This window comes from Arthrobacter celericrescens (assembly GCF_003614925.1).
Taxonomy (GTDB): domain Bacteria; phylum Actinomycetota; class Actinomycetes; order Actinomycetales; family Micrococcaceae; genus Arthrobacter; species Arthrobacter celericrescens.
The window spans coordinates 19696-32576 of the sequence record NZ_QYLP01000015.1 but is presented as its reverse complement, the minus strand read 5'-3'; the positions used below and the strand labels follow the sequence as shown (position 1 = coordinate 32576).

At 67.9% G+C, this 12881-nt stretch carries 10 protein-coding genes; 9 read left to right on the top strand and 1 reads right to left on the bottom strand.

All coding sequences use genetic code 11. From position 1 onward, the window contains the following. Positions 1 to 3 precede the first annotated feature (3 nt). Complete coding sequence (locus tag D3654_RS20995) at positions 4 to 207, top strand: (2Fe-2S)-binding protein (RefSeq protein ID WP_120519926.1); 204 nt, start codon at positions 4 to 6, stop codon at positions 205 to 207. Continuing rightward, positions 194 to 685 carry a bacterioferritin gene (bfr, locus tag D3654_RS02335; RefSeq protein ID WP_120519925.1) on the top strand — a complete coding sequence of 164 codons (492 nt, stop codon included), beginning with the start codon at positions 194 to 196 and terminating at the stop codon, positions 683 to 685. Before D3654_RS20995 ends, bfr begins: the two co-directional genes overlap by 14 nt. Before the next feature lie 95 nt (positions 686 to 780). On the opposite strand, the gene D3654_RS02330 is transcribed toward bfr, so the two are convergent. Next, the gene (locus D3654_RS02330) at positions 781 to 3327 is read right to left on the bottom strand and encodes a DEAD/DEAH box helicase (protein ID WP_120519924.1); all 2547 of its coding nucleotides are present in this window, start codon (positions 3325 to 3327) and stop codon (positions 781 to 783) included. Between the two features lie 57 nt (positions 3328 to 3384). On the opposite strand from D3654_RS02330, the gene D3654_RS02325 reads away from it, so the two are divergent. From D3654_RS02325 to D3654_RS02295, 7 genes are all read left to right on the top strand, one after another. Then, entirely contained in the window at positions 3385 to 4170 is a 786-nt protein-coding gene (locus tag D3654_RS02325) for a trans-aconitate 2-methyltransferase (protein ID WP_120519923.1), read from the top strand. Positions 4171 to 4317: 147 nt separating this feature from the next. Then, a complete protein-coding gene (locus tag D3654_RS02320; RefSeq protein ID WP_120519922.1) occupies positions 4318 to 6090 on the top strand; it encodes an ABC transporter ATP-binding protein in 1773 nt (590 codons plus the stop codon). Continuing rightward, entirely contained in the window at positions 6087 to 7940 is a 1854-nt protein-coding gene (locus D3654_RS02315) for an ABC transporter ATP-binding protein (protein ID WP_120519921.1), read from the top strand. The genes D3654_RS02320 and D3654_RS02315 overlap by 4 nt, the downstream gene beginning before the upstream one ends. Beyond that, positions 7937 to 8317, top strand: a complete 381-nt coding sequence (locus D3654_RS02310; protein WP_120519920.1) for a GntR family transcriptional regulator — start codon at positions 7937 to 7939, stop codon at positions 8315 to 8317. The genes D3654_RS02315 and D3654_RS02310 overlap by 4 nt, the downstream gene beginning before the upstream one ends. Before the next feature lie 98 nt (positions 8318 to 8415). Continuing rightward, positions 8416 to 11346 (top strand): excinuclease ABC subunit UvrA, encoded by a 2931-nt coding sequence (gene uvrA, locus D3654_RS02305; protein ID WP_120519919.1) that lies wholly within the window; start codon positions 8416 to 8418, stop codon positions 11344 to 11346. A 106-nt stretch (positions 11347 to 11452) separates the two neighbouring features. Further along, complete coding sequence (locus D3654_RS02300) at positions 11453 to 12187, top strand: HAD hydrolase-like protein (protein WP_120519918.1); 735 nt, start codon at positions 11453 to 11455, stop codon at positions 12185 to 12187. Further along, the gene (locus D3654_RS02295; protein ID WP_120519917.1) at positions 12174 to 12842 is read left to right on the top strand and encodes a lysophospholipid acyltransferase family protein; all 669 of its coding nucleotides are present in this window, start codon (positions 12174 to 12176) and stop codon (positions 12840 to 12842) included. Before D3654_RS02300 ends, D3654_RS02295 begins: the two co-directional genes overlap by 14 nt. Positions 12843 to 12881: the final 39 nt, after the last annotated feature.

Genomic DNA, 12881 nt, shown 5'->3' with positions numbered 1-12881 from the left:
ACCGTGATCGTCTGTCACTGCAACGTCGTCAGCGACCGTGACATCCAGGCTGCCCTCGCTGACTGCGCCAGCTCGGTCGGGGCCGTCTGCCGCAGTACCGGGGCCGCCCAGGATTGCGGTTCCTGCATCTTTACGGTAAAGGCGCTGGTATGCCAGTATCGGGAGCAACAACAAGCATTCCTGGAGGTCGACGGTGCAGCCAGCTAGCCCACGGATCACTGAGCTCCTCAACGACGCGCTCACCCTCGAGCTCACCGTCACGAACACCTACTTCCTCCACGCCCGGATGCTCGACAACTGGGGCCTCAGCACACTCGGCAAGATCTTCTATGAACTGTCCATCGACGAGATGCGCGACGCCGACGACTTGATCAACCGGATCCTCATGTTCGACGGCCATCCCAACCTACAGAAGCTGGGATCCATCATCGTCGGTGAGACGGCGCAAGAGATGCTCTCCCTCGCGCTTGACAGCGAGAAGGCGGCTGTCACGCAGTTCAACGCCTCGGCGAAGGAGTGCCACGAGCTCGGTGACCATGGCACCGCCGCGGTTTTCGAGGAAATGGTCCGCGACGAGGAGAAGCACGCCGACTGGTTCGAGGGGCAGCTCGACGCGATCGAACGCGTCGGGGTCGAGGCGTACCTTGCCCAGCACATTGCGGCCGGCTCCGGCCCAGGGGCCTGACCCGGCCGGCTGCCGAGCCCCAGATCCAGGCTTGAGGGGTCACCCCCCCGTAGTTGCGCCAGCAGCAGAAGATCGAGAAGACGGTTCCGAGCCAGCTAGAGCCGGTTGACCGCCGTCACCGTCACCATCGCGGTTCCGCTTTCGTCAGAGGCCGCCAGATCGATCTCAGCCGAGATGCCCCAGTCGCGGTTCCCGGCGGGGTCGTCGAAGATCTGCCGCACCCGCCAAAGCCCGGGCTCCTCGGTGATGATCAGCAGGCCAGGGCCGCGGGCGTCGGGACCGTCGCCGATGTCGTCGTGTTCGTCGAAGTAGTCGTCCAGTACATCTTCCCAGCGGGCGGCATCCCAGCCGCTGCCGCCGTCGAGCTCTCCCAGCGCAGCCGAATCTTCGGCGGCGAACAATTCCACCCGGCGGAACATCTCGTTGCGGACCATCACCCGGAACGCCCGGATGTTGCCGGTCAGGGCCGGCGGCGAGGGCGGGGGAGCGTCGTGCGGGGTGGGAGCGGCGCCGGACGTGAGTTCCTCCCACTCGTCCAGCAGCGAGGAATCCACTTGGCGTACGAGTTCGCCGAGCCAGGCGACGAGGTCTTCCAGGTCGTCGCGCAGTGCGTCCTGCGGCACCGTTTGGCGCAGTGCGCGGAAGCCGTCGGCGAGGTAGCGCAGCACGATGCCCTCGGAACGGGCGAGGCCGTAGAACTGGACGAACTCGCCGAAGTTCATGGCGCGCTCGTACATGTCCCGGATGACCGACTTGGGAGCCAGCTCGAAGTCGCCCACCCACGGCGCCGCCCGCCGGTACACTTCGAACGCGTCGCCGAGGATCTCGGCCAGCGGCTTCGGGTAGCTGACGGATTCCAGCATCGCCATGCGCTGTTCGTAATCGATGCCGTCCGCCTTCATGGCGGCCACGGCTTCGCCGCGGGCCTTCTTCTCCTGCGCGGAGAGGATCTGGCGGGGCTTCTCGAGGGTCGCCTCGATCACGGACACCACGTCGAGGGCGTACGACGGCGACTCCGGGTCGAGCAGCTCCAGCGCCGCCAGCGCGAACGGCGAGAGCGGCTGGTTGAGGGCGAAGTTCGGCTGAAGGTGGACGGTCAGCCGCAGGGAGCGCCCTTCGGCCGCCTGCTCGTCCTCCGGTACGCGCTCCACGACGCCGGCGGCGAGCAGCTCCCGGCAGATGCCCAGGGCCTTCTTCATGAGTTTCAGCTGCGCCGGCCGCGTCTCATGGTTCCCGCTCAGCAGCCGCCGGCACGCTACGAAGGGGTCCCCGGGTCGTTCCATCAGGTTCAGCACCATCGCATGGGTGATGGTGAAGCTGGAGGACAGGGGATCCGGCACCGATTCCACCAGCTTGGTGAACGTGGGCTGGCCCCAGGAGACGAAGCCCTCGGGCGGGCGCTTCTTGACCACCTGGCGCAGCTTCTTCTGGTCGTTGCCGAACTTCGCGGTGGCCTTGGCCATAGCTTTCGCGTTTTCCACCACGTGCTCCGGCGCCTGGACCACCACCGTGCCGGCGGTGTCATAGCCCGCACGGCCGGCCCGCCCGGCGATCTGGTGGAACTCACGGGAGTTCAACAGCCGGGTGCGGACGCCGTCGTACTTGCTCAGCGCGGTGAGCAGCACCGTGCGGATCGGCACGTTGATCCCGACGCCGAGGGTATCGGTGCCGCAGATGACCTTCAGGAGGCCGGCCTGCGCCAGCTGTTCCACGAGGCGGCGGTACTTGGGCAGCATGCCGGCGTGGTGGACGCCGATGCCGTGCCGCACCAGCCGGTTGAGGGTCTTGCCGAACCCGGCGGCGAAACGGAACCCGGCGATCAGCTCGGCGATCCGGTCCTTTTCCTCGCGCGTGCACATGTTGATGCTCATCAGGTTCTGCGCCCGCTCGATCGCCTCCAGCTGGCTGAAGTGCACCACGTACACGGGGACCTGCTTCGTCTCCAGTAGTTCCTCCAGGGTCTCGTGGACCGGGGTCTCCTGGTAGTAGTAGTGCAGCGGAATGGGGCGTTCGGCGGAACTGACGGTCGCCGTCGGTCGTCCCGTGAGCTCGGTCAGGCCGCGCTCGAAGCGGCTCACGTCGCCCAAGGTGGCGGACATCAGCAGGAACTGGGCCTGCGGCAGTTCGAGCAGCGGCACCTGCCAGGCCCAGCCGCGCTGCGGGTCGGCGTAGAAGTGGAACTCGTCCATGATCACGGCGGTAAGGTCGGCCGCCGCGCCCTCGCGCAGGGCGATGTTGGCCAGGATCTCGGCGGTGCAGCAGATGATCGGCGCGTCCTGGTTGACTCCCGAATCGCCGGTGATCATGCCCACGTTCTCCGCGCCGAAAATGTCGCACAAGGCGAAGAACTTCTCCGACACCAGCGCCTTGATGGGAGCCGTGTAGTAGCTGCGGCCGCCGCGGGCCATGGCGGTGAAATGCGCGGCGATGGCCACGTGGGACTTCCCGGAGCCCGTGGGGGTGGCGAGGATGACGTTCCCGCCCGCGGACAGCTCCATGATGGCTTCGTCCTGCGCCGGGTACAGCTGGAGCCCGCGGCTCTCCGTCCAGTCAACGAAGCGGGTGTAGATATCGTCCGGGTCGGGGGATCCGCCGTCCGGGCCGCTGAGTGACATGCCGGAGAGCTGCTCAAGAAGTTTCATTGCCTCCAGCTTAGTGTGGAGCCAGGCACCGACGAGGAGGCGGCTTTGGCACAGGCGATGACATGGGACCCGGGCAAATACGTGCAGTTCGGCGACTACCGGGACAGGCCGTTCTTCGACCTGACCGCCCGGATCGCAGCGGACTCGCCCCGCCAGGTGGTGGACCTCGGCTGCGGCCCGGGAAACCTGACGGCGACACTGGCGGTCCGCTGGCCGGAGGCCCGGGTGTTGGGCCTCGACTCCTCGCCCGACATGCTGCGGCGCGCCGCCCTCCAGGTTGAAGGGCACGCCGGCCTTGCCTTCGACGCTGCCGACATCAAGGACTGGATGCCGGGCCCCGAGTGCGACGTCGTGGTCAGCAACGCCGCCCTGCAATGGGTTCCCGGGCACTTGGAGCTGCTGCCCCGCTGGCTGGACGCCCTGCCCGCCGGTGCCTGGTTCGCGCTGCAGGTCCCGGGCAATTTCGGGGCGCCCTCGCACACCCTGATGCGGGAACTCGCCGCGTCCCCGGAGTGGTCTAGAGGACTGGAAGGAGCGCTGCGCCACGACGACGCCGTGGGCGAGCCGGCGGACTATCTCGCCGTGATGCTCGACGCCGGGTGGACGGCCGACGCCTGGGAGACCAGCTACCAGCAGCTCCTGCCAGGGCCGGATCCTGTGCTCGAATGGGTCCGCGGAACGGGCCTGCGGCCGGTGCTGGCCGCCCTGACCCCGGAGGAGGCGGAACGTTTCGAGAAGCAATATGCAGCGCTGCTGCGTGAGGCCTACCCCTCGAACCGGCACGGCACGGTGTTCCCGTTCCGGCGGATTTTCGCGGTCGGGCACAAGTCCGGGCGTTCCTGACCTTGCACCGTCAGCGGACAACCCGACGGGACGGACACCCGTCTTGGCCGCCCCGACTGTGATCTGCACTACAATGACAAACGCGACAGTGGGGGCGCTGCAATCGTTCGGTGGCCGCAGCCTCCAGGATTGAGGGACGGAGGCCGGATGCTCGCAGCGCTCGTACTGCGGCGCCTCGCTCCGTACCGCCTGCACGTCGCGGCCATCACGGTGCTCCAACTGCTCCAGGTCGGCGCCACCCTCCTGCTTCCCACCCTGAACGCCGGGATCGTCGACGACGGCCTGGTGGCCGGCAACAGCTCCGTGGTGCTGGAACTCGGCGGACGGATGCTGGCGCTGGCCTTCGTCCAGGTGCTGGCGGCAGTGTCCGCAGGCTACCTGGGAGCCGTCGTCGCGATGAAGATCGGGCGGCGCCTGCGGCAGGAACTCTTCGAGAAGATCCATGCCCTCCCCGCCCAGGAAGCGGATCGCTTCGGACCGGCCAGCCTGGTGGTCCGCACCACCAACGACGTCCTCCAGGTCCAGACCGCGGTGATCCTCGTGTTCAGCATGCTCGTCGCCGCCCCGGTCATGGGTGTCGGCGGGGTGCTGCTCGCAGTGGCGCAGGACGGCACCCTCGCGTGGCTGGTCTTTGCCATCATTCCCTTGCTGATGTTGATCATGCTCCGGATCGTCCACAAACTGGTCCCCCTGTACCGGCAAGGGCAGGGGCTCGTGGACCGCATCAACACCGTGACCCGGGAGCAGATCCTGGGCGTCATGGTGATCCGCGCCTTCGTCCGGCGCCCGTACGAAAAGGAACGCTTCGCCGCCGCCAACGGCGCCCTCACGGCCAACAACCTACGGTCGGCGCGGATCGTCGCGGTGATGCTCCCGCTGGTGATGATCGTGGTGAACCTGTCCTCTGTGGCGGTGGTGTGGCTGGGCGGGCTCCGGATTGTCGGGGGCGCGATGAATCTCGGCGCTCTGACTGCCTTCACCGCATACATCATGCAGATCCTGCTCGCCATCATGATGGCCATGTATGTGCTCTCCGCCGCGCCCCGGGCAGAGGTCAGCGCCGAACGGATCAGCGAAGTCCTCGCCAGCCCGGACGAGCGGCACGCGGCCAATGGAAATCCGGCTCCTGCTGCCTCGTTGCCCGCGTTGCACGGCAGGGACTCCTCGACGCCGGCAGGCGGGCGGGTCCTGCGCTTCGAGGATGTCTCCTTCGCCTTCCCCGGCGCCGAGGCCCGTGTCTTGGAGGGCATCAGTTTCGAGGCGCAGCCGGGCACCACAACGGCCATCATCGGCTCCACGGGCGGCGGAAAGTCCACCCTGCTGCGGCTGGTGCCCAGGCTGCTCGAAGCAAGCAGCGGCACCATCACGATCGGCGGCGAGGACACGCACGGAATTCCCGTCGACGTGCTGCGGCGGAGCATCGCCGCCGTGCCGCAACGGAACTGGCTCTTCGACGGAACCGTCGCGGACAACCTCAGGATCGCCCTCCCCGCGGCGAGCGACACACAACTGTGGGAGGCCCTCGACACGGCGCAGGCGGCGTCGTTCGTGTCCGCCCTCCCGGACGGCCTCAACACCGTCCTCGCGCAGGGCGGCGGGCTTTCCGGCGGACAGAAGCAGCGGCTCTGCATCGCCCGCGCCATCCTCCGGCCGGCGTCGATCCACCTCTTCGACGACAGCTTCTCCGCCCTGGACGCGGTCACCGAATCCCGGATCCTCGAGGCGCTGAGGCCGCGCCTCGCCGCGTCCGTGGTCCTGATGGTGGCGCAACGGGTGCGCAGCGTCGAAGCCGCGGACCGCATCCTCGTGGTGGACAACGGCAGGATCGTCGGCAGCGGCACCCATGCCAGGCTGCTGGCGGAGTCCGGCCACTACCGGGAATTCGTCGCCTCCCAGCTCGACACGGCGGACGGGCCATGAGCCGGCCGGCGCGCCCGGGGGAGGGGGAGGCCAAGGAACGTCGGCCGCGCCGCGGGCGTGCGCTGCTTCGCCTGATCGAGCTCCTGGACCCGTCCCGAAGGGCGATGACCGGCGCGCTGCTGTGCATTGCCTGCTTCGTGGTCCTCAACGTCTCCGCGCCGAAGATCCTCGGCGACGCCACCGACGTCGTCGCCGAAGCGGTGCTGGGCGGAGGCTTCAACGCGGCCCGCTTCGCCGCCCTGCTCGTCCCCGTCACGGCGATCTACATCGCCGCGTCCATGCTGAGCTGGGCGCAGGGGACGCTGACCGCCACCGCCGTCCAAGGGCTCGCATACCGGCTCCGGGAGGCCGTCGAAGCCAAACTGCACCGCATCCCGGTGGCCCATTACGGCGGCCGCAGCCGCGGCGACGTGCTGAGCCGGGCGAGCAACGACCTCGACAACGTGGCCCAGCTCCTCAACCAGCTGCTGGGCCAGCTGGTCACCTCCCTGCTGATGGCCTTCGCCTCGCTGTGCATGATGCTGCTGATTTCCCCGTTGCTGGCGCTGGTGGCGCTCCTCACCGTGCCCGTCTCGGCATTGCTGTCGTATGTGGTGAGCCGGCCCGCCCGGACCTACTTCGCCCGGCAGTGGTCGGCCACCGGCGACGTCAACTCGATCGTGGAGGAAACGGCCTCCGGCCACGAGACCATCAAACTCTTCGGCGCCCGGGGCCTCATGGCGGACCGCTTCGCGTCCCGGAACAACGCCCTGTACACCGCCAGCGCCCGGGCCCAGTTCCTCTCCGGGCTGGTGCAGCCGCTCATGGCCTTCGTCTCGAACGCCAGCTACGTGGGCGTGGCCCTGGTGGGCGGGCTGCAATTCCTCGCCGGGGCCATGACAATCGGCGGCATCCAGGCCTTCATCCAGTTCAACCGGCTGTTCAGCCAGCCGCTCGGACAGATCGGCGGCATGGTCCAGGCGCTCCAGTCCTGCTCCGCCTCCGCCGCGAGGATCTTCGAACTCCTCGACGCCCCCGAGCTACCCCCCGAAGCGGCGACGGTACCTGATGCTGCCTCGGCGAACGGCCGGCGCGGCGCGGTCGCCTTCGAGCACATCTCCTTCCGCTACCGCCCCGACACCCCGGTCCTGGAAGACCTCTCCTTCGCGGTCGATCCCGGCCAGACCGTGGCGATCGTAGGGCACACCGGCGCCGGCAAGACCACCCTCGTTAACCTGCTCATGCGCTTCCACGAGCCCGACGCCGGCCGGATCACCGTGGACGGCGTGGACATCTCGCAGATGCCCCGCGACGCCCTCCGGCAGCATTTCGGGGTCGTCCTCCAGGAACCCTGGATCTTCACCGGGACCATCCGGGAGAACATCGCCTACGGTGACCCGTCCGCCAGCGACGCGGACATCGTCGCCGCCGCCGAAGCGAGCCACGTGGACCACTTCGTCCGCTCCCTCCCCGACGGGTACGCCACCATGCTCAGCAACGGCGGGGAGCCGCTGAGCCAGGGCCAGCGGCAGCTGCTCAGCATCGCACGGGCCAGGCTTTCGGGCCGGCCGGTCCTGGTCCTGGATGAGGCCACCAGCTGGGTGGACACCCGCACGGAGGTGCTGATCCGGCACGCCATGCACCGGCTCCGGAGCAACCGGACGTCCTTCGTGATCGCGCACCGCTTGTCCACGATCAGGGACGCTGATCTAATTCTCGTCATGGACCACGGACGGATTGTCGAGCACGGCACGCACCAGACCCTGCTGGCCCGGGGTGGCCACTACGCCACGCTGCACGAGGCGCAGTTCGCCGGGAGCGACGAACCGGACACGCCGCTCGACGGCGCTGGCAGCGGGATGGCGCGATGAGCGCCCAGGACGTGTTCCCAGGGGAGTGGCGGCCCAGCCAGACGAGTTCGGTGCCGCTGTTTGAGCAGCTCCGGCTGCGCATCATCGACCTCGCGGACAGCGGCACGCTTCCGGTCGGCAGCAGGCTGCCCGCAGTACGGAAGCTGGCCGAGCAGCTGGACGTCGCCCCGCACACCGTGGCCCGCTCCTACAAGGAACTCGAGGCAGCCGGCGTCGTCGCCACCCGGGGCCGGAACGGAACCGTGGTCTGCGCCCGCGACGAACGGCACAGCGTGCTCGCCGCCGTCGCCGCCGAATACGCCGCCGCCGCCCGGGCGCAGGGCGCTAGTTTCGCCGAGGCCGTCCAGCTTCTCGCGGCCGCCTACGACGAAGCGTAGCCGCGGTCCGGGCCGCCGTCGGACCCTGCTTCGGCAGTGCGGCATGGGTGGCCAGGCACACATGGAAATTCGAAGAAGTTTTCGATTAGCATTAGTGGGTGCCCAAAGCCGTAGCTGAAGACTCCGCCGTCGAAACCCTCAAGAGCGTTCCCCCAGCTCCCCTGAAGCCAGCCGGACATGACCTGTCCCGGCTCGTCGTCAAGGGTGCGCGGGAGCACAACCTCCGCAACGTCGACCTCGACCTGCCCCGTGACGCCATGATCGTGTTCACCGGCCTGTCCGGGTCCGGCAAGTCGTCCCTCGCGTTCGACACCATCTTCGCCGAGGGCCAGCGCCGCTACGTGGAATCCCTCTCGGCCTACGCCCGGCAGTTCCTCGGCCAGGTGGACAAGCCGGACGTCGACTTCATCGAGGGCCTGTCCCCGGCGGTGTCCATCGACCAGAAGTCCACCAGCAAGAACCCGCGCTCCACGGTGGGCACCATCACCGAGATCTACGACTACATGCGCCTGCTGTGGGCCCGTGTCGGCCGCCCGCACTGCCCGGTGTGCCATGAGCCCATCACCCGCCAGACGCCGCAGCAGATCGTGGACCAGCTCCTGGAGCTCGACGCCGGAACCCGCTTCCAGGTCCTGGCGCCGGTGGTCCGCGGACGCAAGGGCGAGTTCGTAGAACTCTTCAAGGAACTCACCGCCAAGGGCTACGCGCGCGCCCGCGTGGACGGCGAACTCATCCAGCTGAGCGACCCGCCCAAGCTCGGCAAGCAGTTCAAGCACACCATCGAAGTGGTGGTGGACCGCCTGGTGGTCAAGGAAGGCATCAGCCAGCGCCTCACCGACTCCATCGAAACGGCCCTGTCCCTGGCCGAAGGCCGTGTGCTCGCCGAGTTCGTGGACCTGGACCAGGAGGACCCCCACCGCATCCGGGCGTTCTCGGAGAACCTGGCGTGCCCCAACGAGCACCCGCTGGCCATCGACGAAATCGAGCCGCGCTCCTTTTCCTTCAACAACCCCTTCGGCGCCTGCCCAGCCTGCACCGGCATCGGCACCAAGCTAGAGGTGGACGAGGAACTGGTGGTCCCCAACCCCGAGCTTTCGCTCAATGAGGGCGCCATCGCCCCGTGGTCCCTGGGCACCGCCACCACGGAATACTGGAACCGGCTGCTCGAGGGCCTGGCCCTGGAGCTCGGCTTCTCCATGGACACCGCCTGGGAGAAGCTGCCCGCCGACGTCCGCCGCACCGTGTTGCACGGCAAGGACCACAAGGTCGTCGTCCAGTACCGCAACCGCTTCGGCCGGGAACGCAAGTACAGCACCGGGTTCGAGGGCGCCATCCAGTACGTGCACCGCAAGCACGGTGAAACCGATTCGGACTGGGCCCGCGACCGCTATGAAGAGTACATGCGCCAGATCCCGTGCCCGGAATGCAATGGAGCACGCCTGAACCCGGCCTCCCTGTCCGTCCTGATCAACGGCAAGTCCATTGCCGAGGTCTCGGCGCTGCCCATGCGCGAATGCGCCGCATTCCTGGGCAACCTCACCCTGACCGGCCGTGAAGCCCAGATCGCGCACCAGGTCCTCAAGGAGATCCAGGCGCGCCTGACCTTCCTCCTGGATGTCGGGCTCGAATACCTGAACCTCGAGCGCCCCTCCGGCACCCTGTCCGGCGGTGAAGCCCAGCGCATCCGCCTGGCCACCCAGATCGGGTCCGGCCTGGTGGGCGTGCTGTATGTCCTGGACGAGCCGTCCATCGGCCTGCACCAGAAGGACAACCGCAGGCTGATCGAAACCCTCACCCGCCTGCGCGACCTCGGCAACACCCTGATCGTGGTGGAGCACGACGAGGACACCATCCACGAAGCCGACTGGGTGGTGGACATCGGACCCGGCGCCGGTGAGCACGGCGGCCAGGTGGTGCACTCCGGTCCCTACCGGGAACTCCTGGAAAACCGGCAGTCGCTCACCGGCGATTACCTGTCCGGCCGGCGCAGCATCGAAATCCCCGCGAAGCGTCGCAAGTATGACAAGAAGCGAGAGCTGAAGGTCATCGGCGCCCGCGAGAACAACCTCAACAACGTGGACGCCACCTTCCCGCTCGGCCTGCTCACCGCGGTGACCGGCGTCAGCGGTTCCGGCAAGTCCACCCTGGTCAACGAGATCCTTTACAAGGTGCTGGCGAACAAGCTCAACGGCGCCAAGCAGGTGGCCGGCCGGCACCGCTCCGTCCAGGGCCTGGAGCACCTGGACAAGGTGGTGCACGTGGACCAGAGCCCCATCGGCCGCACCCCGCGCTCCAACCCGGCCACCTACACGGGCGTATTCGACAACATCCGCAAGCTCTTCGCCGAGACCACCGAGGCCAAGGTCCGCGGCTACCAGCCCGGGCGCTTCTCCTTCAACGTCAAGGGCGGGCGCTGCGAGGCCTGCTCGGGTGACGGCACCCTGAAGATCGAGATGAACTTCCTTCCGGACGTCTACGTTCCGTGCGAGGTATGCCACGGTGCGCGCTACAACCGCGAAACCCTGGAAGTCCACTACAAGGGCAAGACCATCGCCGATGTGCTGAACATGCCCATCGAGGAGGGAGCGGAGTTCTTCGCCGCGTTCACCCCGATCGCCCGGCACCTGAACACCCTGGTCGACGTCGGCCTGGGCTATGTGCGCCTCGGCCAGCCGGCCACCACCCTGTCCGGCGGTGAGGCGCAGCGCGTGAAGCTTGCCTCGGAACTGCAGAAGCGCTCCAACGGCCGCAGTATCTACGTCCTGGACGAGCCGACCACCGGCCTGCACTTCGAGGACATCCGCAAGCTCCTCCTGGTGCTCCAGGGCCTGGTGGACAAGGGAAACACGGTGATCACCATCGAGCACAACCTGGACGTCATCAAGTCCGCCGACTGGATCGTGGACCTCGGCCCCAACGGCGGTTCCGGCGGCGGGCGCATCGTGGCCACGGGCACCCCAGAGCAGGTCGCCAAGTCCCCGGACAGCCACACAGGCACTTTCCTGTCGGAGATCCTGGGCCGGTTGTAGGCTCCCCGGCCGGGGAACCCGGTGTCGCGCGTCCGACGCACTCCGGAGTATTCCCCGGCCGGAATGTGAATTTCAGGCATGCCTGAACTCGTGAGAAACTAACCCGGTGACTCAAACATCGGTGCCCGTAATCTTCGATCTGGACGGCACCCTTGTCGATCCTGCCGGCGGAATCACAGGCGGCATCGCCGCCGCGTTGGGGGAAATGGGCTTGCCCGTCCCGGACCAGGAAACCCTGGATTCAATGGTCGGGCCCAAGCTCAGCGACTCCCTGGGCACCATCGCCGGCGTCCCCGCGGAGCTGGTCGAGGAAGCGATCACCCGCTACCGGGCCCACTACCTGGCCACCGGGATCGCCGCCAGCCGGCTCTACCCCGGCATCCACGGACTGCTGGACCACTTCTCCACCGCCGGCCGGCCCGTCGCCGTCGCCACTCAGAAACCGCAACGGTTGGCCAGGATCGTCCTGGAGCACCACGGCATCGCCGGGTTCTTCACGGCGATCTGCGGATCGTCCGACGACGAATCCCCGGACGCCGTGCTGCCGTCCGGCAGGAGCGTGCCCCCCGGAAAGGTCGAGATCGTGGGCGCGGCCCTCGCCGAACTGGGCGGCCAGTGCGCGGTGATGGTCGGGGACCGGCACCAGGACGTCGCAGGGGCCATGGCCAACGGCCTCGACTGCGTCGGAGTCCGCTGGGGCTTCGCACCGGACGGGGAGCTTGAAGAAGCCGGCGCCGTCGCGGTGGTCCACACCACGGACGAGTTGCGGAAGAAGATTGAAGAATTGGACGTTGTCCGTGCGGCGGCGCTGAGCGAGGTGCAGAACGATGGAAGCCTTTGATGTCATCCGCTGGACAACCCGCGGACTGATCTCCGGGACCTGCCGGCCCACGGTCATCGGCCTGGAGAACGTGCCCAAGGACGGCCCGTTCATCGTCGCCCCGAATCATCTTTCCTTCCTCGACAGCGTGATCGTCCAGGCGCTGATGCCCCGCGGTGTGGCATTCTTCGCGAAAGCCGAATACTTCACGGGCAAGGGCTTCAAGGGCCGTGCCATGAAGGCGTTCTTCCAGGCCGTTGGGTCCATTCCGGTGGAGCGCGGCGAGCAGGCGGCCAGCGTGCAGGCGCTCAAGACCCTGCTGGACATCCTCGAAGCCGGCCGCGGAATCGGCATCTACCCGGAGGGCACCCGATCCCGCGACGGGCTGCTGTACCGCGGCCGCACCGGCGTCGGCTGGCTCGCCCTCACCACCGGCGCCCCGGTGGTCCCGGTGGGCCTGATCGGCACGGACAAGCTTCAGTCGATCGAAACCAACGCCGTCCGTCCGCAGCACTTCACCATGAAGGTGGGGGAGCCGCTGTACTTCGACAAGACGGGCCCGGACCACTCCCTGCCGGCGCGCCGCGAGGTCACGGACCGGATCATGGACGCCATCGCGGAGCTGAGCGGGCAGGAACGCGCTGCCGGCTACAACCAGAGCAAGAGCGCCGAATAGCCCTGGCGGCGGGACACGGTTTCCCTTACTAGACTGGAC